This window comes from Agrobacterium sp. T29 (genome assembly GCF_006970545.1).
GTDB lineage: Bacteria > Pseudomonadota > Alphaproteobacteria > Rhizobiales > Rhizobiaceae > Agrobacterium > Agrobacterium leguminum.
Genome location: NZ_CP040641.1, coordinates 232,267 through 258,493, shown reverse-complemented (window position 1 = coordinate 258,493; position 26,227 = coordinate 232,267). Strand labels below are relative to the sequence as shown.

Here is a 26,227-nt window from a genome sequence, read left to right as displayed (position 1 = left end):
CACTTTGTTCGCAAATGCGAAATATCCAACCTTCTTAATTCCCTTTCTTCCTTTGCAGTCAAGCGCCGGTCGTCATTCCCTCTCTCCCAGCCGGAAGAGATGGTTATCACAGCACGCCGCATTTTTGGCGAAACTCCCATTTTTTCATCGCCTTAAACGGTGCCGCTTTCTTTCGCAAAGACCTGTCTTGCGTTTCGCCGATCATGGAAACCCATCATCGTGCCGCATTGTCATTGACAAGGCGTCTTATCGAGATATTCTGTTATAAAGATGCATATAACATAATAATGGAACACATAAGAGCTGGGAGCTTGACCATGAGACGTAAACTTGCATTTCTCGCCACCGCCGCTTTGCTGCTTGCGCCGGGTGTAATGATGGCTGCGGAGAAGGGTGGCGTCATCAATGTCGCCACCATCGGCGAGCCGCCGACCCTCGATCCCATGGCGTCTACTGCCGATCTCGTCGGCATCGTCACGCAGCATATTTTCGAAACGCTCTATACCTTCGACAAGGGCTGGAAGGTGACACCGCTTCTGGCGGAAAGCCTGCCCGAGATCAGTGCGGACGGCAAAACCTACACGATCAAGCTCAGGCAGGGCATCAAGTTCCATGACGGCAGCGACATGACGTCCGAAGATGTCGTCGCCTCGCTCGGCCGCTGGATGAAGATCGCTTCGCGCGGCAAGCAGGCAGCCGGCTTTATCGAGAATATCTCCGCGCCGGATGCCGGAACGGTGACGATCGCCCTCAAGCAGCCCTATGCGCCGCTCGCCTCGCTGCTCGCCTTCAACAATTCCGCAGCCATCATTCTGCCGGCCGAAAAGCAGGCGGAGCCGATGGCCGAATTCATCGGCACCGGCCCCTATATGCTGAAGGAGCGCAAGGCAGACCAGTATATCCAGCTCGTCCGTTTCGATGGCTACAAGTCCCGCGATGGCGAAAGCGACGGTTATGGCGGCGCACGCCATCAGTATCTCGATGAAATCCGCTTCGTTCCGGTGCCCGATCCGAATACCCGCGTCGAAGCCGCCGTTTCCGGCCAGTATGATTACGTCGATTCCATTCCGGTCGAATCCTTCGACAAGGTGAAGTCTTCCTCGGCCTCGCAGCCGCTGATGCTGAAGCCTTTCGGTTATCCGGTCTTCGTGTTCAACACGAAGGAGGGGCTTTCTTCCAAGCTGGAGGTCCGCAAGGCGGTGACCGAAGCGCTGAACACGGAGGATATGCTGGCGGCTGCATTCGGCAGCACGGATTTCTATGCGCTCGATGGCGCCTATTATCCCGATAATTTCTCCTGGCATTCGGAAGAGGGCGTCGAGGGCAATTACAATCTCGGCAACCCGGAAGCCGCCGCCGAAAAGCTGAAGGCGGCCGGCTACAACGGCGAGCCGCTGCGCATCCTCACCAGCCGCCAGTATGAGTTCCATTACAAGATGGCGCAGGTCGCGGCGGAATATCTGAAGCTTGCCGGTTTCAAGGTGGATATGCAGGTGGTGGACTGGGCGACACTGACGCAGCGCCGCGCCGACCCGAAGCTCTGGGATATCTACATCACCCACAGCCCCTTCCTGCCGGAGCCGGCGCTGATCGGCGCGCTCTCCACCGGCTCGCCGGGCTGGTGGGATACGCCGGCGCGCAAGGCGGCGGTTGATGCCTTCACCTCCGAAGCCGATCCGGACAAGCGTATCGCGCTTTGGGCCAATGTGCAGAAAACGATCTATGCCGAGCTGCCGCTCATCAAGATCGGCGACTTCAATGCCGTGGCGGCCAAGTCCAACAAGCTGGAAGGCGTCGATCCGGCTCCATGGCCTTACTTCTGGAACGCTTCGGTTACGAAATAAGGCCGGCACCGCACGCCGTCACCCCGGCCTTGAGCCGGGGTCCAGCGCGATCAAGTCCTTGATCGCAAGAGACCTTTTCACCACGCGGACGCGTGGTGGCTGGATGCCGGATCAAGTCCGGCATGACGGAAGTGAGCAGTCGATCTTTAAGCAACCCGGTTCAACCGTCGCCTGATAGCGGCAATCACGCGCTTCGGAGCTATTATACGTGATACGGTATATTTTCCAGAGACTTGCGGGAATGATTGTGGTGATGTTCCTTGTCGTCACCATCGTCTTCGTCATCCTGCGCGTAACACCCGGAGACCCGGCGGCCGTGATGCTGGGGCCGGATGCCTCGGCGCAGGACATTGCCGAGTTGCGCAGCCGGCTTGGCCTCGATCAGTCGCTCGGCGTGCAATATGTCTATTATATCGGGCAATTGCTGAAGGGCGATCTCGGTCAGTCGATCTTTCTCAACATGCCGGTCGGCTCAGCGCTGCTGGACCGGGCCGAGCCGACCTTCTTCCTGACGATCTTTTCGCTGCTGATCGCCAGCGTCATCGCGCTTCCCATCGGTATTTATGCCGCTCACCGTCGTGGCTCTTTTGTCGATCAGGCAGCGACCACGGTGGCGATGCTGGCGGCGAGCATTCCGAGCTTCTGGCTTGGCCTTATCCTCATGCAGGTCTTCGCCGTGCGGCTCGATATGTTCCCGGTGTCGGGTTATGGCGGTCCGGGCGCGAGCTTCCTTGAGCGCATGTATCACCTGACCCTACCGGCAATCGCGCTCGGCCTCGTTTCCTCCGCCCTTATTTTGCGCTTCACCCGCGCCTCGATGCTGGATGTTTTAGGCGACGACTATGTCCGGACCGCCCGTGCTAAGGGCGTCAAGGAGCGCCGCGTGGTGATGAAACATGCGCTGAAGAACGCGCTTATCCCCATCCTCACCGTGCTCGGGCTCACCGCCGCCGTGCTGATTTCCGGCGCAGTGGTGACGGAAACCGTTTTCGGCCTGCCGGGCGTCGGCAATCTCGTCGTCTCGGCCGTTCTCCGGCGGGATTATCCGGTCATTCAGGGCGCGCTTCTCGTCATCGCCGGGCTTTACGTCCTCATCAATTTTGCAATCGACATGCTCTATTTGCTGGTCGATCCGAGGGTTCGTTACTGATGGCCGATATTGTTTCCACCGCCCCGCCGGCACGCAACCCGACCGTCCTGTTCATTCGGCGTCTCCTGAAGCGCAAGACGGTCGCTGCCGGTCTCATCGTGCTGCTCGTCTTCGTGCTTCTCGCGGTTTTCGCGCCGATGATTGCGCCGTATTTGCCATCGAAACTGTCGATTGTGAACCGCCTGAAGCCGCCAAGCGAGCTTTACTGGTTCGGCACCGACGAGTTTGGTCGCGACGTCTTCTCGCGCACCATCTATGCCGGAAGACTGTCGCTGTTGGTGGGTGCAGCCGTGGTGGCGCTTTCGGCGCTGATCGGCATCACGCTCGGTTTGCTCGCCGGTTTCTTCCAGAAACTTGATACACCGATTGCCCGGTTGATCGACGCAATGATGGCCTTTCCGGATATTCTGCTCGCCATCGCTTTGGTGGCCGCGCTCGGTCCGTCGCTGACGACGGTGATCATCGCGCTTGCCGTCGTTTATTCGCCGCGCCTTGCCCGCATCGTGCGCGCCTCGACGCTGGTGATCCGTGAATTGCCCTATGTGGAGGCGGCGAAGGCGCTCGGCATTTCCACCTTCCATATCATGACGCGGCATGTGCTGCGTAATCTGGTCTCGCCGATCCTCGTGCAATGCACCTTCCTTTTCGCCAGCGCCATGCTGGCCGAGGCCGGCCTGTCGTTTCTGGGGCTCGGTGTCAGCCCGGAAATTCCGACCTGGGGAACCATGATCTCCGCCGGCCGCCAATATATCGGCCAGGCCGACTGGATGACCTATTTCCCCGGCCTTGCCATCATTCTTTCCGTGCTGTCGCTGCAAATGGTGGGTGACGGGCTGCGGGACATGCTCGACCCAAGACTGCGAAGGGATTTGTAATATGACGTCCGGTGAACAGGCGAAAACGCCTCTTCAAGCTCCCATTCTTCTCACCAATGTCAAACCCGTCGGTTTTGGAAAGGGGGCATCCCAAGCCTCGACCGATATTCTGATCGGCGGCGATGGCAAGATCGCTGCGGTTGGGCCTGCCATTCAGGCGCCTGCTGATGCGCAGCGCATTGATGCCAAAGGCGCCTTCATTTCGCCCGGCTGGGTGGATCTGCACGTGCATATCTGGCACGGCGGCACCGATATTTCCATCCGCCCCTCCGAGTGCGGGGCGGGACGCGGCGTCACGACGCTGGTGGATGCCGGTTCGGCGGGCGAGGCGAATTTCCACGGTTTCCGGGAATATATCATCGAGCCCTCGAGGGAACGCATCAAGGCCTTCCTCAATCTCGGCTCCATCGGGCTCGTCGCCTGTAACCGCGTGCCTGAACTGCGCGACATCAAGGATATCGATCTCGATCGTATCATCGAATGTTACGCCGAAAACAGCGAACATATTGTCGGCCTCAAGGTGCGGGCGAGCCACGTCATCACCGGCTCCTGGGGTGTCACACCGGTCAAGCTCGGCAAGAAGATCGCCAAGATCCTGAAAGTCCCGATGATGGTGCATGTGGGCGAACCGCCGGCACTTTACGATGAGGTGCTGGAAATTCTCGGCCCAGGCGATGTCGTGACCCATTGCTTCAACGGTAAGTCGGGTTCCAGCATCATGGAAGACGAGGACCTGTTCAACCTTGCCGAACGCTGCGCGGGCGAAGGCATCCGGCTGGATATCGGCCATGGTGGCGCATCCTTCTCCTTCAAGGTGGCGGAAGCGGCGATTGCACGCGGGCTGCTGCCGTTCTCGATCTCGACGGATTTGCATGGGCACTCGATGAATTTCCCGGTCTGGGATCTGGCGACGACCATGTCGAAGCTGCTGTCGGTTGATATGCCCTTCGAAAATGTCGTCGAGGCCGTTACCCGCAATCCTGCCTCCGTCATCCGCCTCGATATGGAAAACCGTCTCGATGTTGGCCAACGCGCCGATTTCACCATTTTCGATCTAGTGGATTCCGATCTGGAAGCGACCGATTCCAACGGCGATGTGGCGCGCCTGACGCGTCTGTTCGAGCCGCGTTACGCGGTCATCGGCGCGGAAGCGATTGCTGCCAGCCGTTATATTCCAAGAGCGCGCAAGCTGGTGCGCCACAGCCATGGTTATTCCTGGCGCTGAACCCAAATGGACAAGGCGGAGGAGGGCAATCCCCTCCGTCTTCCGCAGAGATTAAGGGATACCCGTCCCTGTATTATGAGGAATTCGCGTGAAACAGTCTTCGCTTGAGGCAGAGGGACGCCATTCGCCCTATGACCGGCTCGCCGCGCTCGGCATCTCCCTGCCGCCGCCGCCGCCGCCGATTGCCAATTTCGTCACGCATGTGGTGGAAGGCAACATGCTTTATCTTTCGGGCCAGGGACCGCGGGAGGAAAACGGCCATCTTTACGCCGGCAAGGTGGGCGCGGAAATCGGGCTGGAAGAGGCCTATAACCACGCGCGGCTCACCGGCATCAACCTGCTTGCCGTCATGCATGAGGCGCTGGGTGATCTGTCGCGGGTGAAAAAGGTGGTCAAGCTGCTCGGCATGGTGAACGCCGTCAGCGATTTCCGCGATCACCCGAGCGTCATCAATGGTTGCTCCGATCTCTTCATCGATGTGTTCGGCGATGCGGGACAGCACGCCCGCTCCGCCGTTGGTTTCGGCTCGCTGCCGGGTAACATCACCGTTGAGATAGAAGCCATCGTCGCGCTCAAGGATTGAGGCCGTTCAATGGTTGCGCCAGCCCATCAGCTTTTCGATCCGTTCCGCCGAAACCCTGACCTGTTCGGTATAATGGTTTTCGTCCGCCAGCACCTTTTGTTCCGGCAGCACGATGGAAATCGTCGCCACGCATTCGCCCCTGTTGTCGCAGATCGGCGAGGCGATGCAGGCGACGGCGTAATCGGATTCGGCGACCTGTATCGACAGCCGGTCATGGAAGGCGGCGCCTGCCGATTGCGACAGGGTCTCCGGGTTGATTTCCGCACGGCCCGTGGGCGAGGTGCGGGCGCAACGGCGGAAAAGCTCGACGCGTTCTGCCTCCGGCAGATGCCCGACGAGCAGGCGGCCGGAGGCCGTCCAGTTCAGGGGAACACGGGTACCGACGCGCGAGGCGACCTGAAAATGGCTCGGACCATCGGCCATGGCCAACACCAGCATATGGTCGCCATCGCGGCCGCAAAGCTGCACGGTTTCGCCCGCATGGCGGCACAGATCGTGCATTTCGTGGGTGGCGACACCCATGAAGTCCAGCGAGCGGGCATAGGCGAGGCCATAATGATAAAGCCGCGCGCCGAGCCAGATGTTGCCGTCGGCATTACGCGCCAGCATGTTCTTTTCGACGAGATCGTCGACGATCACATAAACGGTGGAAAGCGGCGCCTTGATCGCCTTGGCGATGGCGTAAGCGCCGGCCGGCGATCCGGTTTCATAAAGGTAATCAATAACCTGAAGGGCGCGGTCGATGCCGCTGACGCGCGAGCGCTTGGCCGCCTTCGCGTCCGCGTTTTCGTCGGCGTCGGACAGGGCGGTTGAAGGCGTTTCGTCCAGTTTATGGGCGTCCAATTTTGGCTCCTCATGAATTTTGAGAAGCTATTACATTATTATGGCATATATGTCGATGCCCATCGCATCGCAAAGACAGGAGAAAGACATGACCGAGGATATCAGAAGCAGGATCGGCCTTCGCCCGGTCATCAACGTCTCGGGCACCATGACCTCGCTCGGCGCTTCTATCGTCGTTCCCGAAGCGGTCGAGGCCATGGCGGCGATCCTGCCGCAATTCGTCGAGATCAACGATCTGCAACGCAAGGCAAGCGCGATCATTGCAAGGTTGACGGGCGGCGAGGCCGGTTTCGTCACGGCCTCCTGCTCCTCGGGCATCAGCCTTGCGGTTGCGGGTGCGATTACCGGCAACAATCTGCTGGCCATCGAAAAACTGCCCGATGTGACCCCGGAAAAGAATGAGGTTCTGGTCCAGATGGGCCATGTGGTGAGCTATGGCGCGCCGGTGGATCAGGCAATCCGGCTCGGCGGCGGCAAGGTGGTGCTGATCGGGCAGGCAACATCGACCCACCGTTTCCATATGGAAAACGCCATCACCGAAAAGACGGCGGCGGCGGTCTATGTCGTCTCGCACCATGTGGTGGATTACGGCCTGCTGCATCTTTCCGAATTCGTCGAGATCGCCCATGCCAAGGGCGTGCCTGTCATCGTGGATGCGGCTTCCGAATATGATCTGAAGCTGTTTCTGGCAACGGGCGCGGATGTGGTGCTTTATTCCGGCCACAAGTTCCTCGGCGGCCCGACTTCCGGCATCGTCGCCGGCAAAAAGGAGCTGGTGCGCAACGCCTTCCTGCAGAATATGGGTATCGGCCGCGGCATGAAGGTCGGCAAGGAAAGCATCTATGGCGTCATGGCGGCGCTGGAAGCCTGGGAAAAGCGCGATCATGCCGGTATTCGCGAGCGTGAAACCGGCTATCTCAACCTCTGGAAAAAGACGCTGGACGGGCGCCCCGGCGTGACGGCGCTAATCGAGCCCGACCCGACCAATAACCCGCTCGACCGGCTGCGCGTCATCATCGATGCCGAAGAAGCCCATATCACCGCCTGGGACCTGACGACGGCGCTCGCCAAAGGCAGCCCGCCGATCATTGCCCGCGATCACGAGGTGGAACACCGTTATTTCTATCTCGATCCCTGCAACCTGCATCCCGGCCAGGAAACCATCGTGGCTTCCCGGCTGGCCGAGGAACTGGACAAGGCGCGCGCCTCCAACGAGGTGATTGCGACGCCGTTCGAGGACCGCAGCCGTCACCGTTTCGACGGCATGCTGCGCTGGCCGGATTAAGCGAAGCGAGCGGGTGCCGCGTATTTCTTCTCCCCGAGGGGGAGAAGGTCGCGGCAACGGGATGAGGGGGCACGGGTGCGGTCTATCTCCGGCGTTGCCCCCTCATCCGACCCTTCGGGCCACCTTCTCCCCGGCGGGGAGAAGAAATTTGCCGCAACGCCGTGCTTGAGTTGAAACATAAAAAGAAGGGAACGATCATGACCATGCCGCAGGCAGCACCGCTTGGTGCCGAAGATGCCGTGCTTTCCGTCCGCAATCTCACCACGTCCTTTCACGTGGATGGCGGCTGGAAGCCGGTGGTGCGTGATATTTCCTTCGATGTCGGACCGGGAGAGACGGTCGCGATCGTCGGCGAAAGCGGCTCCGGCAAGAGCGTAACATCGCTCTCCATCATGCGGCTGCTGGATCGGGAGAGCAGCAGGGTTCAGGGTGAAATCCTGCTGGGCGGGCGCAATCTGCTGTCCCTTTCCGAAGACGCCATGCGGCGGGTGCGGGGCAATGAGGTCGCCATGATCTTTCAGGAGCCGATGACCAGCCTCAACCCGCTCTTCACCATCGGCGACCAGATTTCCGAGGCCCTGCTGTGCCATCAGCCGATGTCGAAAGCTGAAGCGCGGGCCGAGACGATCCGCCTTCTCGAAAAGGTCCGTATCCCGTCTGCCGCCTCGCGCTTCGATGAATATCCGCATCGCTTTTCCGGCGGCATGCGCCAGCGCGTGATGATCGCCATGGCGCTTGCCTCGCGACCAAAACTCTTGATCGCCGACGAGCCGACGACGGCGCTCGATGTGACGATTCAGGGCCAGATTCTCGACCTCATCAAGACGCTGCAGGAAGAGGAGGGCACGTCGGTCCTCTTCATTACCCATGACATGGGTGTGGTGGCCGAAATCGCCGACCGTACGGTCGTCATGTATCGCGGCGAGCAGGTGGAGGTCGGTGCGACGGCCGATATTTTCCATCGCGGCAAACATCCCTATACGCGCGCACTTTTGTCCGCCGTTCCGGTTCTGGGGTCGATGAAAGGTGAGGAAAGACCGCTCCGTTTTCCCATCGTCAACACCACCACGGGAGAAACGCAGGAGCCGGCGCGTCCGGCCGATACCGTCGACGCCGCTGCACAGCCCGTGCTCAAGGTGGAGGGGCTGACCAAGCGCTTCGATATTCACTCCGGTCTTCTGGGGCGTCTAAGTGGCCGCGTGCATGCGGTGGAAAACGTGTCCTTCGATCTCAGGGCCGGTGAAACATTGTCGCTGGTGGGCGAAAGCGGCTGCGGCAAATCCACCACCGGACGCGCCATCATGCGGCTGATAGAGCCGAATGCCGGTTCGGTCATGGTCAATGGCGAAAACATTCTCGCGCTCGACAAGACGGGCATGCGGGACATGCGCAAGACGGTTCAGATGATCTTTCAGGACCCCTTCGCCTCGCTCAATCCGCGTATGACGGTGGGTGCGGCGATTGCCGAACCTTTTCTGGAGCACCGCATGGGAAGCGCCCGCGAGGCGAAGGATGTGGTGGCCGACATGCTCAAAAAGGTTGGTCTCTCACCGGACATGGCTTCGCGTTACCCGCATGAATTTTCCGGCGGCCAGCGCCAGCGCATCTGCATTGCCCGCGCGCTCGCCCTCCAGCCCAAGGTGATCGTCGCTGATGAGAGCGTTTCGGCGCTGGATGTTTCCATCAAGGCGCAGGTCATCAACCTGATGCTGGACCTGCAACAGAGCCTCGACCTTGCCTTCCTGTTCATCAGCCATGACATGGCGGTGGTGGAACGCGTCAGCCACCGGGTGGCGGTGATGTATCTCGGCGAGATCGTGGAAATCGGGCCGCGCGCGGCTGTCTTCGACAATCCGCAGCATGACTATACCCGCAAGCTGATGGCCGCCGTTCCGGTGCCGGACCCGGATCGCCGCAACACGCGTCGGGGTGCTGCGAATGACGAGCTGAAAAGCCCGATCCGCGCCGTCGATTATGTCGTCAAGCCGCGTGAATATCGTGAGGTTTCGCCCGGCCACCTCGTTGCCTGCTGAAGCTGGTTACAGGCCGGGCACGTCCGATGTCGCGAAAGGTATACGGTAACCGCGCTGAAAACTTTCCCGCTGTCCGAGATGGCGATACCATGTCTGCACGGCTGGAAAGTCGTCGAGGTTGATCCTGTGGCGCGCGAAACGCGAGACCCATGGCCAGATGGCAATATCGGCTATTGAAAAATCGCCGGCCACGAACTCCCGCTCGTTCAAGCGGTCGTTCAATGTCCGGTAAAGCCGCGCCACATCCGTCGCGAAACGCGTCTCGGCAAAGGGGGCCTTTCCGGCATGGTAGGTCAGGAAATAATGGGCATAACCGAGTGTCGGGCCGAAATTGGCGGCCTGCCACATCAGCCATTCGGTGACGACCAGTCGCTCGGTCGCGGCGGCGGGCAGAAGCCGGCCTGCCTTTTCGGCAAGATAGATCAGGATCGCGTTCGATTCCGTCAGGACGGTGCCGTTTTCATCATCGACAATCGCAGGGATTTTCGAGCCGGGATTGATGCGGACGTAATCGGCGGCAAATTGCTCGCCTTTTTCGATGTCGATGGCATGGCTTTGATAGGGCAAGCCAAGTTCTTCCAGTGCAATCGAGATTTTAAGGCCGTTGGGCGTGATCCAGGTATAAAGGTCGATCATGCTAGTCGAACATCGCCTCATCAAGCGGCAGTGCCCGTCTGCCTTTCTTGCCGGTCACATCGGAAAGGTCCGTGTAAAGACCGCGCAATGTCAGAACGAGCTCAATAATTCGCGGATCGGTGACACGATAGATCACTGCTTTGCCTTCCCGCGAGCCTTCGATCACACCAGCGTCGCGCAATTCGGCAAGTTGCTGCGAAAGCGTTGGCTGCTGGATGCCGAGTTCATATTCCAGCGCGGAAACGGAAGCCTCCGTTTCCATGAGATAACAGACGATGGCCAGACGATTGGCGTTGGCGACAAGCTTCAAAAGCTCGCTCGCTTCCACCACGCTGCGGCAGATGAGATTGGAAACCGGTTTCGTCACGACTACAGGCCCATTTTTCAAACTACAAAAAAGTAGAATGTATGACGATAAATTTCAATGGCTTGATGAAAGCTAGTTCGACTCGATCAAGCATTTTTCAAAATCTACAGGATTGGTAGACTTCTCTTTCGCTTTCCGGCCGAGGATCGCCAAAACGTTCCTCGAAAACATTCTATAAAAAAGTAGATTGATTGCGAAATGAGGTGTCGACATGAAAATCGGGGTCCATCCCAACAATCTGCATTTACGTCTCGCCCGGCTCTGGCCCGGCGCCTTTGAAGAATTCGATCCGGAATTCGTGGCCTATCGTGAAGGCCGAGATACGGCGGCGCTTCTGGAAAAGGGCGAAATCCATTTCGGCGGTACGGGTTCGACGCCGCCCATCGAGGCGGATGCGCGCGGACTTTCAGCGGTCTATATCGCTGCTTCCGCACCACGGCCCGCCAATGGCGCGATCCTCGTGCGGCGCGATAGCTCGATCTGCTCCGCCGCCGATCTTGCGGCAAAGCGCATATCGCTGATTGACGGATCGTTTCATACCTATCTTCTGGCGCGCAGCCTGGAAGGGGCGGGGCTTGGTCTTGCGGATGTGACCCGTATCGAAAGCGGCGACAGCGATAGCCTGCGCGATCTCGTGGAAGGCCGTGTCGATGCCTGGGTGACGATGTCGCCGCGGCTGGAAAAGGCCCTGACCCATGAGGAGATCAGCCTTCTGGTTCGCTGTGGCTCCACCATTCCCAACCGTTCGCTATTCTGGACGCTTTCGCGCCACAACATAGGGGGCGAGACAGGGCAGGCAATTGCAACCGAACTGGATCGCGTCGGCCGGGCCGTGATGGCGGATATCGACAAAGCCGCCGCCCTTCTCGCCGCGGAACCGGGCAGCGAAGGTGATGCACAGTCCTGGGCCAAGGTGCTGAGGTCGCGTGACCTTTCGGTCGTGGCCGCTGCCGAAAATATCCTTGCCGAACAGCAGGAGGAGGCCGATACGCTTTACAGGCACGGTCATTTCTCTTTACCGGTTCTGACCGGGCAATCAGCCAGCGTGGGAGGCGGCAGATGAATGTTTTCTGGTACATGTGCGCGCCCGATGGCGCCTATCCCTGGCAGCCGGAAGGGTCCCGCAAGGTCGATCTCGGTTATTACAAACAGCTGGCGCTCGCTTACGACCAGCTGGGTTACACCGGTGCGCTGTTTGCCACAGGCGCGCATGACGTCTGGGTTCTGGCGGGCGCGCTGCTTTCCTATACCGAGCGGCTGAAGTTTCTGGTCGCCATTCATCCGGGCCTTGTCGCGCCGACGCTGCTCGCCAAGATGGCGGCAACGCTTCAGGAGTTTTCGCGCGGGCGCCTGCTGATCAATGTCGTCTCGGGCGATGCCAAGATGCTCGGCGCATACGGCATGACCATGCCGCATGATGAGCGCTACGATATGGCGGATGAGTATCTGCAGATCTGGCACCGTCTTTTTGCCGGCGAAACGGTCGATTTCAAGGGCCGGCATTTCCAGACGGAGGGCGCAAAGCTGGCGCTGCCGGTTGGGCAGGGCATAGAGCCGCCGCCTTTGTGGTTCGGCGGCTCCTCGGACAAGGCCATCGACGTCGCGGCCAAACATGTCGAGACCTATCTTTCCTGGGGGGAAACACCGGACCAGATCGGCGCGAAGGTCGATCTCGTCAAGGCGCGGGCGGAAAAGCTCGGTCGTGAGCTGGAATACGGCATTCGCCTTTACGTTATTGTGCGTGATACGGATGAAGAGGCATGGGCCGCCGCCGCCGATCTTTACGGGCGCATGGATGAGCGTGCCATTGCCGCCAACCAGCGTTTCGTCGGCAAGACAGATTCCGTCGGCCAGCAGCGCATGACGGCGATGCATGGCGGGCAGAAACCGGAGAACCTGCGCGATCTTGAAATCGCGCCCAACCTCTGGGCGGGCATCGGCCTCGTGCGGCCGGGGCCGGGAACCGCGATTGTCGGTTCGCCGGATACTATCATCCGCACGCTGGAGGCCTATAAGAAGGCGGGCGTGAATACCTTCATCCTTTCCGGCATGCCATTGCTGGAAGAGGCTTTCCGCTTCGGCGAAAAGGTTCTGCCGCGTCTTGACGTATCGCGTGAGGTCTCGACGGCAAAACAATTCACCTGGTCGACCCTGTTCGATCGCGACCTCTCGGCCAAGGCCTCCTGAGCATGGTGCGGGAGTGGAGAGACAAGACATGACGGCAAGTCCGGCAACAACAATCGCGCAACGGCGCATCGGCCCGCAGCTCGCAGCGGAGCGGGCGCTTGCCATTCTCGACAAGGCGCTCGGCGCAGTCGCCGCCGCGATCCTTGCAACGCTTCTCGTGGTGGTGCTGGTCAACGTCACCCTGCGTTACCTGTTCCATACCGGCTTTATCGGCGCGGAAGACCTCGGCATCTGGCTGCATGTGGCCATGATCGCGGTCGGTGCGCCGCTCAGTCTCAAAAGCGCGCTCGCCATGCGACTCGATGTCTTTGTGCGGTTCCTTCCGCAACGATTTCACGCGGCGACCGAAATTCTGGCCGATGCCTTCTCCTTCGTCGCAGCACTCATCCTCGCCTTCGGCGGGGTGGAGATCGCGGCGATGCTCGGCGGCACGTCTCCAACGCTTGGCCTGCCGGAATGGGTGCGTTTCGGCTTTCTGGGTGCAGGCGGTGCGCTTATCCTTCTTTATCTGGCACTTCAGCGTGTCAGTGAAGGCAAGCTGTTTGCCGTTCTCGCATCTCTTGCCATCGCTATTGTGGCTTACGTCGGCCTGCCGGAAGTTTTCGTCGATACGAGCCTGCCCCCGAGCCTGTTTCTGGCGCTGACGGCGGCGGTGGGGCTGGTGCTCGCCGCACCGCTTGCCCATGCCTTCCTTGCCGCCGCTTATGTGGCGATCGCCTTCGGCAGCACTTTGCCGGAACCGGCCATCGTTTCGTCAACCGTGACCGGCATGTCGAAATTCCTGCTGCTCGCCATTCCCTTCTTCCTGCTGGCCGGCAGCCTGCTGACGGAATCGGGCGTCGCCAACCAGCTCGTCCGTTTCGCCACCTCCATGGTCGGGCACCGGCGGGCAGGGCTGGCGCAGACGACGCTTTTGACCAGCGTGCTGTTTTCCGGCGCGTCCGGCTCATCGGTCGCCAATGCCGCCTTCGGGGCCTCCACCTTCCAGCCGGAACTGGTGAAACATGGCTATCCCCCGGCGCAGGCGGGCGCGATCATTGCCGCCACCTCCGTGCTGGACAATGTCATTCCACCTTCCATCGCCTTTCTCATCCTCGCAACGGCCACCAACCTGTCGGTCGGCTCGCTGCTGGTCGGCGGTTTCTTTGCCGGCGGGCTGATGGCAATCTGCCTTGCGGTGGCGATCCATCTCAGCGTGCGCAGCGTCGATACCCTGCCGCGCGCGACAGGCAGCGAACGCTGGCGTTCGGCCGTGGCCGCGATACCCGCCTTCGGGCTTGGCGTCATCGTGGTGGTCGGCATCCGCATCGGTGTTGTCACCACCACGGAGGCTGCGGCTCTTGCCGCCCTCTACACGCTGTTTCTCGGTTTCGGTTACCGGCTGGGCGCGGGCCGCATTTTCGCGACCTTCCGCCAGTCGGCGGGTGAGGCGGCGGCCATCGGTCTTCTGATTGGCACGGCGGGGCCTTTCGCCTTCCTGCTGGCGGTGGACAATGTCTCCGGCCTCGTCACCGACTTCGTGACTTTGCTCGGCGGCAGCAAGATCGCGGTACTGCTGCTCTCGAACCTCATCCTGCTCGTGGTGGGACTGGTGCTGGATATCGGCGCGGCCATTCTGCTGTTCGGGCCGATCCTGCTGCCTGCGGCCGTGGCCGCCGGCATCGATCCGATCCATTTCGGCGTCATCCTCGTGGTCAATCTGATGATCCATGGCCTGACACCGCCGCTTGGCATGCTGATCTTCGTGGTCAGCGGCGTCACCCGCATTCCGGCGACGGCGCTGTTCCGGGCCGTCACTCCCTATCTCGTCTCCCTTCTCGTTTCCCTCGCCATTCTGTGCGCCTGGGCCATTTTCTTCTAAATCCGGGGTTTTATTCATGACTATTATCGATCGCCGTAATCTCCTGAAACTGTCTGCCGCGGGCGCTGCCGCACTTGCTGCACCCGCCTTCATTCGCACCGCCAATGCCAGAACGCGCAGCCTCACCGTGGCGTCGCTTTTCGCCGACGACAAGCCGGAAACGAAAATCTGGGTAAAGATCAGCGAGCTGGTGGAGGCGAAGCTGCCCGGCCGTTTCCGTTTCAACATCGTCAAGAGCGGTGCGCTTGGTGGTGAAAAGGAAGTGGCGGAAAATATCCGGCTCGGATCGGTTCAGGCGAGCCTTTCCACCGTCTCCTCGCTTTCCGGCTGGGTGCCGGAATTGCAGATTCTCGATCTGCCCTTCCTGTTCCGCGATGCCGAGCATGTGCGCAAGGTGGTGACGGGTGAGACCGGCAACGAGCTGAAGACGAAACTCGGTGCGCAGCAATTCGTCGCCGCGGATTTCATCAATTACGGCGCTCGCCATCTTCTGACCAAGGAGCCTGTTACCCGACCGGAGCAGTTGGAGGGCAAGAAGATCCGCGTCATCCAGAGCCCGCTGCACACCAAGCTCTGGAGCGCCTTCGGCACCACGCCGGTCGGTATTCCGATCACAGAGACCTATAATGCGCTGGCGACCGGGGTGGCCGATGCCATGGACCTTACCAAGTCCGCCTATGCCGGCTTCAAGCTTTACGAGGTCGTGCCCTATATGACCGAGACCGGCCATATCTGGGCCTCGGGCGTCGTCTATTACGGCGCGACCTTCTGGAACCAGCTGGACGACGAAGAAAAGAAGGTTCTTTCGGAAGCCTCCAGCGAGGGCGCACAATATTTCAACCAGCTGATCGTCGAAGACGAAACGAAGTCCGTTGAGCTTGCGCTCTCCAAGGGCGGCAAGGTGCTGCAGCCGGAAGCGCTGGATGAATGGCGCAGGGGTGCTCAGGGCGTCTGGCAGGATTTTGCCGGCATCGTCGGCGGCATCGACAAGATCGAGGCGATCCAGTCCGCCAGAGGATAGGGTCTTTGAAATTGAAGAACCCCGGGCACCAGTCGGCGCACGGGGTTTTCTTTGTTCAGGATCAGTGCGAAGCGCCGGAACCGCCGACGGCGACGATGGAGAAGGGCTGGCCTTCCACCGCAACCGTGCGGTTTTCCTTCAGGCTTTCCGCATCCACCACGCGCACCAGCGAATGGCGCGGATCGGAAATTGCGACCTGCCCGTCGGCAACGGCGAGGCGCGGACGCGGATCGCGCCAGTGGCCGTCCTTGCTGTAGGGCTCGGTCACCTTCGCCTTGCGGGTGATGGCGCCTTCCAGCACGTCAAGCACATGCAGGTCGCCGTCTTCCGTCAGAATATAGGCGTTGCGCGGATTGGCGGGATCGAGAATGAAATCGACGCGCCGGGTCGGCAGTTCCACCAGACGGAAGGCGTCCTTGCTATCCGGATCGATCAGGACAACCTTGTCCTCACCGTAATTGCCGAGGAAGAACTGCATGGATTTGCCGCCCAGCAGCGTGCCGGTATAGGCTTTCGGGAAATCTTCCGGATAGGGCAGCATTTCAAGCTTGGGACCATCGGTGCCGCCGGGGCGGGCAACGAGAATGCCTTCCTTGCAGCCAAAAGCGACAAGCCGCGCGGATGTTGCCTCGCCATGCAGATCGGTGCATGCCGCCTGTTCGCCGACCTGCTTGCCCTCCCTGTCGAGAACACGTAGCCCGATGCGTGGCGGCAGCGTGTCGGGTTTGGTTTCGATCTGCGTGTTGGGTACGGATACCAGAACGTAACGGCCCATGGTCACCGCCACGCCGTGATGCGGGGCGGTCGTATCGACGGTGCGGACCTTGGCCTTGCCGTCCAGCAGGGCCGCCTCGTCGATGATCTCCGCCTTGCCGCCACGGTCATAGAAAAGGATTGCATGATCGTCATGCGGCACGACGTGGAAAGGGCGCTTGCCTTCGAAGGTGACGGGCAAAAGCGCTGCATCTTCCACATCCAGATCGCGATGCTCGCCGTGATCGGAAAAAACGATGCCGGTCTTGATCACATGCACCATGTCGGCATCCGATTGCGTCGCGAAGACCGTCTTGCCGGAGGCGCTGGCGGTCAGCGCCGCATAGCCCTTGAGATCGTAGCGTCCGAGTTCCTTGCCGGTTTCGAAATCAATTGCGCGCACCACCGGCTGGCTGTGATCGGCGACGAACAGCCGCCATTCCTTGACGCTGTCGCTGCTTTCTTCGGCCAGCGCCATGCCTGGGGCAAGGGGCATGGCGAGGGCAAGGCATGTTGCAAGCGTGCTCATGCCGAGATGGTGATGAAGGGAAAATCTCATGGTGTTCCTTCCAGACGTTGTCATCCTCTTGCGGAGTTGAACCGATAGCGGTCTTTTGAGGATGATTGTAATGTTATTACGTTACGAGTTACGTATTAGCATTACGTGCAGGGCCAGTGTCAACCGAGCAGAACGTCGCAATGTGGAAAATCTGGAAGAGGCTGGAAGAAGTAGATGACGCGCCGGCGTTGGGCCGCATCTCTCGAAAGGCCGATAGCCCTCTTTAAAGGCCGGCTGAAAGAATGGCAGGCGCGTTGCCGCGCCTGCCGTCGTTCAATTTAGCGAATGTCTTCCGGCAGAACGTCCGAAGGGATGTTTTGGTAGGAAACCGGGCGCGTGAAGCGGCGGATGGACATGGTGCCGACCGAAGTTGCGCCGAAGTTCGTAGAGGCCGGGTAGGGGCCGCCGTGAACCATGGCGTCGCAGACTTCAACGCCGGTCGGGAAACCGTTGGCGAGAACGCGGCCGGCCTTGCGCTCAAGGATCGGCAGCAGCTTGCGGCCGAGTTCGGCGTCGCCAGCATCGAGATGCAGGGTGGCGGTCAGCTGGCCTTCGAAGCTTTTCGCAACCGCGATCATCTCTTCCGGGCTCTCGACCGTCACGATCAGGCCGAGCGGTCCGAAGACCTCTTCGGCAAGCGCGTGGTTTGCAATCCAGTCCTTGCCGGACACGCGGTAGAGATAAGGCGTGGCGTTGCGCAGGTTGCAGGTGGTGGTCAGCACGTTACGTACGCCATTGCCGGCGGCGATGCGGTCGCGGCCGTCGCGATAGGCGGCAGCGATGCCGTCGGTCAGCATGACCTGCGGGCCGACTTCCGACAGGGCTGCACGGGCGGTTTCAGCAACGGCATCCGCCTGCGAGGCGAGAATGACGGCAATGCCGGGATTGGTGCAGAACTGGCCCGCGCCCATGGTGAGCGAACCCGCCCAACCCTTGGCGATGGCTTCGCCGCGGGCGGCAACGGCTTCCGGCAGCAGGAACATCGGGTTGACGGAACCGAGTTCGCCGAAGAAGGGGATCGGCTCGGGGCGCTGGGCGCAGAGATCGAACAGCGCGCGGCCGCCGGCGAGCGAGCCGGTGAAACCGACCGCCTTGATGCGCGGATGCTGCACGAGCGCGGAGCCGACATCGCGGCGGCCGCCCTGGATCAGCGAGAAGACGCCGGGATGCAGATTGTGCTTCTTGACGGCGGCGAGAACGGCTTCGGCAACGATTTCGCCGGTGCCGGGATGGGCGGAATGGCCCTTGACGACGACCGGGCAGCCGGCTGCCAGAGCGGCGGCGGTGTCGCCACCGGCTGTCGAGAAGGCGAGCGGGAAGTTGGAGGCACCGAAGACCGCAACGGGGCCGATCGGACGCTGCATCAGGCGGATATCCGGGCGCGGCAGCGGCTGGCGGTCCGGCAACGCCTCGTCGTGACGGCGGTCGAGATAATCACCCTTGCGGATATGCGAGGCGAAAAGGCGCAGCTGGCCAACGGTGCGGCCGCGTTCGCCCTGCAGGCGTCCTGCGGGCAGGCCGGTCTCGGAGGAGCCGATTTCGGTGATGGCGTCGGCGCGGGCTTCGATCTCATCGGCAATGGTGTCGAGGAATGCGGCGCGCTCTTCGCGGGTGGTATAACCATAGCTCCAGAAGGCGTCTTCGGCTGCTTCACAGGCCGCATTCACCAGATCGACGGTGCCGACCGAAAAATCGAAAGCTTCGCCATGTGCAGGCTCGCTGCGGAATTTAGCTTCCGTTGCGACCCATTCTCCTGCAACCAGATGTTTGCCATGCGGCTTGAAACTCATTTTGCTCTTCCCTGAAAATCTGATCCTGTGTGGAAAATCCACCCGACACCGTGACGTTGCACCGAAGGGCGACAGCGCAAACGCCATCAGCCGCGATCCTCGCCCGGTTGCCTTCTGCCTTAGCCCGTGTGGGGCCTGAGCGAAAGCCGGTTTTTCAACTATCTGACCGAAAAGTGTGATTAATTGGGCGAGGCGTGAAAAAGACCCGCTTCCGTTTACGCGTACGGCGCTCTATTGTGACGCCATGATGACAAATAGACTTCCGAAATATGTCGCCTGGTCGGTTTTTCTGCTGATCGTGATCGTTACAGTTTGCCCTATCGGCTTTCGTCCGCACACGCTGACGACGGTGGGCATGGACCGCGCCGCGGCCTTCGCCTTCTGCTCGGCCGCCTTCGTGCTCGCCTATCCGCGTTACTGGCTGGCGATCATCGTGGCAGGCATTGCGGCGGCTTTCGGCATCGAGGCGCTGCAATTCCTGTCGCCCACCCGCCATCCGCATCTGATGGACGCCGCCGTGAAAGCCGCCGGCGTCATTGCCGGCGGGCTAGGGGCTTTTTCCTGGCTTCAGTTCAAGGCGCGATTGACCGCAGGTTCTCTTATCCGTCATTCCGGCCTTGAGCCGGAATCCAGCCAGCCCAAGTCCTTGGGCTGAAAGGAGTCTTTTCGCCGCGCAGACGCGCGTCGGCTGGATTCCGGCTCGAGGCCGGAATGACGGATAGGAAGCCGATCAAACGCGCCGTGCTTTCGCTTTTGCTCAGCGATCACCCTTCGCCAGCCCGAAACGGTTGTGCGATAACGTGCGTTCGATGCCGCGCAGCTCAGCCAATCCCTTCAGCCGGCCAATGGCGGGATAACCGGGCTGTGCGCCGCGCGTCAGGTCGTCGAGGATTTCCTGACCGTGATCGGGCCGCATCGGAATGGTGTGGTCTTCGCGGCCCTCCGCCCGGCGGCGCGCCTCTTCGGTGAGGAGTGCTGCGATGACGGCGACCATGTCGGTTCCGCCTTCCAGATGTTCATCCTCGAAGAAGGAGCAGGGCACGGTGTCTGTGTCGCGCGTCACGTTGCGCAGATGTACGAAATGGATGCGATCTGCAAAACGGCTGGCGATGAAGGGCAGATCGTTATCCGCCCGTGCGCCCAGCGAACCGGTGCAGAGCGTCACGCCATTGGCGCGGCTGTCGACCTTTGAGAGCATATGGGCGTAGTCGGCTTCGGTGGAGAGAATACGCGGCAGGCCGAGCAGCGGCCATGGCGGATCGTCGCCATGGGCGCAGATGTTGATGCCCACTTCCTCGGCAACCGGCGTCACTTCCGAGAGAAAGTCGATGAGGTTCTGTTGCAGCCTTTCGCGGTCGATGCCGTGATAGGACCGCAGCTTTTCCAGAAGCTGGGCAAGCGTGTAACCATCCGCCGAGCCGGGCAGACCCGCGCCGATATTGCGCCCGAGGGCGGCGATTTTCGTGTCCGACATGTCGGCGAAACGTTTTGCCGCTTCCTCCGCAAGCCAGTCCGGATAATCGGCCTTTGCTCCGGGGCGTTTCAGGATGTGGATGTCGAAGGCGGCGAAATCGGTGAGGTCGAAACGCATCGCCTTTGCGCCGTGCCTCGTTTCCCAGCGCAGGTCGGTGCGGGTCCAGTCCAGCACGGGCATGAAATTGTAACAGACGGTGCGGATGCCGGAGGCGGAGAGGCGGCGCAGCGTTTCCTGCCAGTTGGTTATATGGGTTTTCCAGTCACCGGTCTGGGTCTTGATATCCTCGGAGACCGGCACGCTTTCCACCACGTCCCAGTATAGACCACCGGCCCTGATCGCCTCATGCCGTTTGGCGATTTCATCCACCGGCCAGACATCGCCGGTGGCGATGTGATGCAGCGCGCTGACGATGCCTTCCGCACCCGCCTGAGCCGCATCCTGAACTGTGACCTTGTCGACCGGGCCGAACCAGCGCCATGTATGTCTCATCTTTAATCCTCAAATATCAGTCTGCGGAAAATGTCAGTTGCACCTTGCAGGCGGCGGAGCGGTCTCCGGCCTGTTCGAATGCCGCTTCCGCCTCGCCAAGCGGGAAGCTGTGGGAAATGATCGGTCGCACATCGATCCTGCGGGTGGAGATCAGCCCGGCGGCAATGGCGAATTCGTCGTGGAAACGCTGTGAGCCGCGCCAGAGAATTTCCTTGCCGACCAGCGCGTTGAGCGGAATGGTGATGTCGCCGGTGACACCGACCTGCACGATGGTGCCGCGCGGGCGCACGCAGGTAAAGGCGGTGCGAAGTGCTGGACCGGCTGCGGAGCAATCGAAAATGACGTCGAAATAACCCTTATTGTCCTGATAGGGCAAAAGCGCCTCGGCGTCTTTCGCGACATTGATCGTGCGGTTGGCACCCATGGCGGGAGCGCGTTCCAGCGCCGCATCGGTGAGGTCGGTGGCGACAATGGTGGCCGCACCGGCATGGCGAGCGGCGGCGATGGTCAACAGACCGATGGGGCCGGCGCCCGTCACGAGTACGTTTGCCCCTTTCAGGTCGCCGGCCTGGGCCACCGCATGCAGGCAGACCGCAAGCGGCTCGGTACAGGCGGCTTCGGCGGGTGAGGTATCCTCTGAAAATGTCGCGCATTGTTTGGCGGGAACCACCAGCCGGTCTCGGAACATCCCCTGTTCATGTGGCAGGCGCATGGCGCTGCCCATGAAGCGCATTTCAAGGCAATGGATCGGCTGGCCCTTCAGGCAGAAATGGCAATGGCCGCAGGGCTGGGAGGGATTGACGGCGACAAGCTGGCCGATGGCAAGCCCGCTGACACCAGCGCCCAAAGCCGCGATATGGCCGGATGCCTCGTGACCGCAGATGATCGGCTCACGCACACGGACCGGGCCGAAGCCGCCATCCTGATAATAATGCAGATCGGAGCCGCAGATGCCGCCCGCCGCCATGGCAAGCAGCACTTCGCCGGGTCCCGGTGCGGGAAGGTCCTGCGTTTCGACGCGAATGTCCTTCTGGCCGTATAGACGTGCCACGCGTGTCTGCATGACGATGCCCTCATATGTGTATGGGATGAAGAAGCCCGCGCGGGAAACCGCGCGGGCGATGATGTTGGCGTTAGCGGATCAGGCCCATTTCGGTCGGCAGCCACAAAGTGATGGCCGGAACGAAGGTGATCAGCAGCAGCGCCACGAACAGCGGCACCAGCCATGGCAGGATGGCCATTGTCGTGCGTTCGACGGAGAGTTTCGCCACGCGCGAGAGCACGAACAGCACCATGCCGAGCGGCGGGTGCAACAGCCCTATCATCAGGTTGAGCGTGATGATGAGGCCGAAATGCACCGGGTCGATATTAAACTGCAGCACCAGCGGCAGCAGGATCGGCACGAGGATGGTGATGGCTGCGATGGTATCGAGGAAGCAGCCGACGAACAGCATCAGGAGGTTGACCAGCACGAGGAAAATCCACTTGCTGTCGGTGATCGTCAGGATCGCCGCCGAGAGAAGCTGTGCCGCCTGACTGACCGTCAGTAGCCATGCGAAGACCGATGCCGCCGCGACGATGAAGAGCACCGAAGCGGTCGTCTCAATCGTGTCGAAGGTCGATTTCGCCAGCGTCTTGAAGGTCATCGTCCGGTAACGGACGAGCCCGAGGAACAGCGACCACAACACGGCCGCGACAGCCGCCTCCGTCGGTGTGAACCAGCCCATGGTCATGCCGCCGATCAGGATCACCGGTGTCATCAGCGCCATCACGGCCGAGAAGTCGAAATACCAGTCGCAGGCCAGCAATATAACCAGCACGATCAGGATCGACAGGTTGAGCGACAGGCCGAACGCCGTGAGGATATAGATGCCGAGCGGCACCATCATCACCACGAAGACTTCGATCGACGCGCCGAAGATGGTTCTGAGGCTGAACGGCGTATCGGAGCCCCAGCCCTTGATATAGGCGAAGACCGCAACCGTGATCATCATCAGAAGCGTCATGACGACGCCCGGAACGATGCCGGCCATGAACAGTGCGCCGATGGAGACGTTGGCCATCATGCCGTAGATGACGAAGGGCAGCGACGGCGGGAAGATCGGCCCGAGCGTTGCGGAAGCGGCGGTGACGCCGACGGCCGCTTCGACCGGATAACCGTGATCCTTCATGGCCTTGATTTCGATGGTGCCGATACCGGCCGCATCGGCAAGTGCTGTGCCGGACATGCCGGAAAAGATAACCGAGCCGATGATGTTGACCTGTGCAAGGCCGCCCTTCATCCAGCCGACGAGTGCGACCGCGAAGGAATAGATGCGTCCCGTCACCCCTGCCGTATTCATCAGGTTGCCGGCAAGGATGAAGAAGGGAACGGCCAGAAGCGGGAAGCTTTCCACGCCCGCAATCAGGCGCTGCGCGGCGATGATGTCAGGCGCGACATTGTAAAACACGATGTAGAGCAGCGAGGCCGAGGCCATGGAAATGGCGACCGGCAGGCCGATCAGCATCAGGAGAAGAAATGAGCCGATAAGAAGCAGCATATGATCAATCTCCCGCGCTCTGGAATTCTTCAGGCCGCTCGAGCACGGAATAACCACGCTGCATATTGGCGATGAAGACCTGCACCGACCGGAAGAACATCAGAACGAAAGCGGCCAGAACCGTATAAAAGACGATGTTGCGCGGCAGCGCCACGGTGACCATCTCCTCATCGGCGACGATTTCCATATACCGCCACATCAGCCACGAGGTGTAGGCGAAGAAGAGGATGCGCAGCACGTCGACGAGGATCGACATGGCGCGGGCCACCTGCGGCGGCACATAATGATAAAGCACATCCACCTGGATGTGGCGCGACATGCGCACGCACATGACCGAACCTAAAAAGACGACGCCGATCAGGCAGTTGACGGCGATTTCTTCCGTCCAGGCGTAGCTGTCGTTGAGCACGTAGCGGGTGAAGAACTGAAGGAACACGCAGCCTGTCATCAGCCAGAAGAGGCCGAGCGTGACCCAGTCTTCGAATGAATAGACCTTGAGATCGACTTCCGGCGGCGCCTCGTCGAACGTATGGGCGAGTTCCTCAGGCGTGACCTGAGTATGGATTTCCTGCGACATTGAGATATCCCGTCTGGAGAGAAAGGGCGGTGCGGCAACGGGGCCGCACCGGATCTTGGCTCACTTGACGGCGCGAATGGCTTCCCAGTCGGCCTTGTCGTAACCGAAGTCCTCGAACTTCACCTTCTCCAGAACGTTCTTCTCGAAGTCGGCCTTGTCCACCTCGGCGACGGTGAGACCACGCTTCTTGAAGTCTTCGACGAGGCTTTTTTCGCGGCCTTCGATGGTCTTGGTGGTGCGCTCGGCGGCCTGCTGCATGACTTCGGTGAAGATTTTCTTGTCTTCATCGGAGAGCTGCGACCACAGGTTCTTGGAGATCACCGTGTTGAGGTGGTCGACGATATGGCCGGTCAGGACGATGTTCTTCTGCACTTCGAAGAACTTCTTCGCCTCGATGGTGGTCAGCGGGTTTTCCTGTGCGTCGACCGTGCCGTTCTGGAGCGCCAGATAGACTTCCGCAAAGGCAATCGGGGTCGTGTTGGCACCGCAGGCGCGCGGCATGGCGAGATAGGCCGGAACGTCGGGAACGCGCATCTTCAGCCCCGCCATGTCGGCGCAGGCGGCAATCGGCTTGTTCGATGTGGTGTGACGTGTGCCGTAATAGCTGACGGCGGCGATGTGGTTGCCGGTCTTGTCTTCGTAACCCTTGGCGAGACGCTTGAAGATATCGCTCTTGGTATAGGCGATCAGATGGCTCGGGTCGCGGAAAATGTAAGGGAAATAGGTGACGCCGATCGGCTTGAAGTCACGCGCGGCAAAGCTCGAGCCGGAAATGATGATATCGACGGTGCCGATCTTCAGGCCCTGGTTGATATCGGCTTCCTTGCCGAGCTGCGAGGCGGGGAAAACATCCACCTTGTAGCGGCCGTCGGTGCGCTTGGCGATTTCTTCCGCGGCCCAGACCGAATCCGTATGGAAAGGTTCAGAGGTCTCGTAGACATGCGCCCATTTCAGCGTGGTCTGCGCCTGTGCCGCCATGGCGGAAAGCAGGATGGCGGCTGTTGCGCCCATCAAAGTCGACAATCTGATTTTCATTCTTAACTCCTCCCGAATTAAAGCCAGATTTCTCATTTTTCCCGTCGCCGGTTGCGGCGCGGTCACTCTTCTCCGATCGTTTCCTCCCCGAAACTTTCGGAAAATCTCTTTTGCGACAGCGTCAGATGCTGCCGCATCGCCTCGCGTGCGCCTTCCGGGTCGTTGGCGGCAATGGCGTCGCGGATTGCGCGGTGTTCCTGAACGGCAAGGCTCCAGGTGTGCGGCCCCTCGAAATAGCTGGCGAGCTTTTCGAAAAAGGGTGACAGGCTGCGCTCGTCATAGATCAGGCCGGTAAAGCGATTGAGCGCCGAGTTACCGATGATATCGGCGATGGCGGTGTGGAAGGCCCGGTCGAAATTGAGCGCCTGCGGCGAGTTGTCGAGCGCGCCGGCCATGCGTTCGATGATATCATCGAGCTTGGCGATGCATTCCGGCGTCGCAAGCCTTGCCGCTTCCTCCGCAATCGCGCTTTCGATGATGCAGCGCGCCTGCAGGATTTCGAATGGCCCATGCGCATCCGGCACCGGCGGCTTTTCCTTGGCCTGCTTGCCGGCTGCGCTGACATAGACGCCCGAACCCATGCGGATATGGATATGGCCTTCCACTTCCAGAACGATAAGCGCTTCGCGAACCGTCGGGCGCGATACGCCGAAACGTTCGGCAAGATCCCGTTCCGCCGGCAGGCGCTGACCTTCGGTCAGTTCCCCGCTTTCGATGAGCAAACGAATTTGTTCCGCGACCAGCCGGTAAAGGCGGCGCGGCTCCAGAGCCACAAACATGATATCCTCCCAGCGCGAAAGTCTCCCCCGATCGCGCAAGCGGTAAGATGGTCTTACCAATTTTATTAGGGCGCATTTATGCGGTGCTGTCAATTGGCCGCTGGTGGAAAAGTGTGCGGGGCCTGGCTTGAGGTCAGTACGGCAGGCTCGGCATTTGCTTTAGTTTACTGCTTTGCCGTCTCCGTCATTCCGGCCTTGAGCCGGAATCCGGCCAGCCCAAGTCCTTGGGCCGAGGGTTATGGCAAAGTCCGAAAACGTCTCCTCCGTCATGCTCGGGCCTGTCCCGAGCATCTGCAGCCGATCGGCTTTACGATACGT

At 60.6% G+C, this 26,227-nt stretch carries 22 protein-coding genes and 1 pseudogene; 12 read left to right on the top strand and 11 right to left on the bottom strand.

What is annotated here, in order from left to right; genetic code table 11:
- The first annotated feature begins 317 nt into the window (after positions 1-317).
- From FGF54_RS16190 to FGF54_RS16170, 5 genes are all read left to right on the top strand, one after another.
- Positions 318-1,844, top strand: a complete 1,527-nt coding sequence (locus tag FGF54_RS16190; RefSeq protein ID WP_142780413.1) for an ABC transporter substrate-binding protein — start codon at positions 318-320, stop codon at positions 1,842-1,844.
- 208 nt (positions 1,845-2,052) lie between these two features.
- Complete coding sequence (locus FGF54_RS16185) at positions 2,053-2,994, top strand: ABC transporter permease (protein ID WP_168208155.1); 942 nt, start codon at positions 2,053-2,055, stop codon at positions 2,992-2,994.
- On the top strand, positions 2,994-3,869 hold the full coding sequence (locus tag FGF54_RS16180; protein WP_142780412.1) for an ABC transporter permease: 876 nt from the start codon (positions 2,994-2,996) through the stop codon (positions 3,867-3,869). Before FGF54_RS16185 ends, FGF54_RS16180 begins: the two co-directional genes overlap by 1 nt.
- 1 nt (position 3,870) lies before the next feature.
- The gene (locus tag FGF54_RS16175; RefSeq protein WP_142780411.1) at positions 3,871-5,094 is read left to right on the top strand and encodes an amidohydrolase/deacetylase family metallohydrolase; all 1,224 of its coding nucleotides are present in this window, start codon (positions 3,871-3,873) and stop codon (positions 5,092-5,094) included.
- Between the two features lie 88 nt (positions 5,095-5,182).
- Complete coding sequence (locus tag FGF54_RS16170) at positions 5,183-5,677, top strand: RidA family protein (RefSeq protein ID WP_003519868.1); 495 nt, start codon at positions 5,183-5,185, stop codon at positions 5,675-5,677.
- Positions 5,678-5,683: 6 nt separating this feature from the next.
- Here the strand turns inward: FGF54_RS16170 and FGF54_RS16165 are convergent, their stop codons facing one another.
- Positions 5,684-6,520, bottom strand: coding sequence for an IclR family transcriptional regulator (locus tag FGF54_RS16165; protein ID WP_142780410.1), 837 nt, complete (start codon positions 6,518-6,520; stop codon positions 5,684-5,686).
- 88 nt (positions 6,521-6,608) lie between these two features.
- Here FGF54_RS16165 and FGF54_RS16160 point away from each other — a divergent pair, with 88 nt between their 5' ends.
- Positions 6,609-7,805, top strand: a complete 1,197-nt coding sequence (locus FGF54_RS16160; protein WP_142780409.1) for an aminotransferase class V-fold PLP-dependent enzyme — start codon at positions 6,609-6,611, stop codon at positions 7,803-7,805.
- Positions 7,806-8,002: 197 nt separating this feature from the next.
- Complete coding sequence (locus tag FGF54_RS16155; protein WP_142780408.1) at positions 8,003-9,838, top strand: ABC transporter ATP-binding protein; 1,836 nt, start codon at positions 8,003-8,005, stop codon at positions 9,836-9,838.
- A 6-nt stretch (positions 9,839-9,844) separates the two neighbouring features.
- On the opposite strand, the gene FGF54_RS16150 is transcribed toward FGF54_RS16155, so the two are convergent.
- On the bottom strand, positions 9,845-10,474 hold the full coding sequence (locus tag FGF54_RS16150; RefSeq protein ID WP_142780407.1) for a glutathione S-transferase family protein: 630 nt from the start codon (positions 10,472-10,474) through the stop codon (positions 9,845-9,847).
- Position 10,475: 1 nt separating this feature from the next.
- Positions 10,476-10,841 (bottom strand): helix-turn-helix transcriptional regulator, encoded by a 366-nt coding sequence (locus FGF54_RS16145; protein WP_035220809.1) that lies wholly within the window; start codon positions 10,839-10,841, stop codon positions 10,476-10,478.
- Between the two features lie 211 nt (positions 10,842-11,052).
- On the opposite strand from FGF54_RS16145, the gene FGF54_RS16140 reads away from it, so the two are divergent.
- The 4 genes from FGF54_RS16140 to FGF54_RS16125 are packed head-to-tail and all read left to right on the top strand — an operon-like array spanning position 11,053 to position 15,910.
- Positions 11,053-11,904: an ABC transporter substrate-binding protein gene (locus tag FGF54_RS16140; RefSeq protein WP_142780406.1), complete on the top strand. Its 852-nt coding sequence runs from the start codon at positions 11,053-11,055 to the stop codon at positions 11,902-11,904.
- Entirely contained in the window at positions 11,901-13,028 is a 1,128-nt protein-coding gene (locus FGF54_RS16135) for an LLM class flavin-dependent oxidoreductase (protein WP_142780405.1), read from the top strand. The genes FGF54_RS16140 and FGF54_RS16135 overlap by 4 nt, the downstream gene beginning before the upstream one ends.
- A 28-nt stretch (positions 13,029-13,056) precedes the next feature.
- Positions 13,057-14,889: a TRAP transporter large permease subunit gene (locus FGF54_RS16130; RefSeq protein WP_142780404.1), complete on the top strand. Its 1,833-nt coding sequence runs from the start codon at positions 13,057-13,059 to the stop codon at positions 14,887-14,889.
- 16 nt (positions 14,890-14,905) lie between these two features.
- Positions 14,906-15,910, top strand: a complete 1,005-nt coding sequence (locus tag FGF54_RS16125) for a TRAP transporter substrate-binding protein (protein ID WP_142780403.1) — start codon at positions 14,906-14,908, stop codon at positions 15,908-15,910.
- A 61-nt stretch (positions 15,911-15,971) separates the two neighbouring features.
- On the opposite strand, the gene aztD is transcribed toward FGF54_RS16125, so the two are convergent.
- Positions 15,972-17,222: a zinc metallochaperone AztD gene (aztD, locus tag FGF54_RS16120; protein WP_142780402.1), complete on the bottom strand. Its 1,251-nt coding sequence runs from the start codon at positions 17,220-17,222 to the stop codon at positions 15,972-15,974.
- Between the two features lie 278 nt (positions 17,223-17,500).
- On the bottom strand, positions 17,501-19,012 hold the full coding sequence (locus FGF54_RS16115) for an aldehyde dehydrogenase (NADP(+)) (RefSeq protein ID WP_142780401.1): 1,512 nt from the start codon (positions 19,010-19,012) through the stop codon (positions 17,501-17,503).
- A gap of 244 nt (positions 19,013-19,256) precedes the next feature.
- On the opposite strand from FGF54_RS16115, the pseudogene FGF54_RS16110 reads away from it, so the two are divergent.
- A pseudogene (locus tag FGF54_RS16110) lies at positions 19,257-19,607 on the top strand (antibiotic resistance protein VanZ); the annotation flags it as partial.
- A gap of 162 nt (positions 19,608-19,769) precedes the next feature.
- Here the strand turns inward: FGF54_RS16110 and uxuA are convergent.
- The 6 genes from uxuA to FGF54_RS16080 all read right to left on the bottom strand — a co-directional run bounded on the left by uxuA (position 19,770) and on the right by FGF54_RS16080 (position 25,909).
- On the bottom strand, positions 19,770-20,978 hold the full coding sequence (gene uxuA / locus FGF54_RS16105) for a mannonate dehydratase (protein ID WP_142780399.1): 1,209 nt from the start codon (positions 20,976-20,978) through the stop codon (positions 19,770-19,772).
- Between the two features lie 16 nt (positions 20,979-20,994).
- Positions 20,995-22,041 carry an L-idonate 5-dehydrogenase gene (locus tag FGF54_RS16100; protein WP_142780398.1) on the bottom strand — a complete coding sequence of 349 codons (1,047 nt, stop codon included), beginning with the start codon at positions 22,039-22,041 and terminating at the stop codon, positions 20,995-20,997.
- Between the two features lie 70 nt (positions 22,042-22,111).
- Complete coding sequence (locus tag FGF54_RS16095) at positions 22,112-23,518, bottom strand: TRAP transporter large permease (protein WP_035220793.1); 1,407 nt, start codon at positions 23,516-23,518, stop codon at positions 22,112-22,114.
- A gap of 4 nt (positions 23,519-23,522) precedes the next feature.
- Positions 23,523-24,095 carry a TRAP transporter small permease gene (locus FGF54_RS16090; RefSeq protein ID WP_064263022.1) on the bottom strand — a complete coding sequence of 191 codons (573 nt, stop codon included), beginning with the start codon at positions 24,093-24,095 and terminating at the stop codon, positions 23,523-23,525.
- Positions 24,096-24,155: 60 nt separating this feature from the next.
- Positions 24,156-25,130: a sialic acid TRAP transporter substrate-binding protein SiaP gene (locus FGF54_RS16085; RefSeq protein ID WP_142780397.1), complete on the bottom strand. Its 975-nt coding sequence runs from the start codon at positions 25,128-25,130 to the stop codon at positions 24,156-24,158.
- Between the two features lie 62 nt (positions 25,131-25,192).
- Positions 25,193-25,909 (bottom strand): FadR/GntR family transcriptional regulator, encoded by a 717-nt coding sequence (locus FGF54_RS16080; RefSeq protein ID WP_142780396.1) that lies wholly within the window; start codon positions 25,907-25,909, stop codon positions 25,193-25,195.
- Positions 25,910-26,227: the final 318 nt, after the last annotated feature.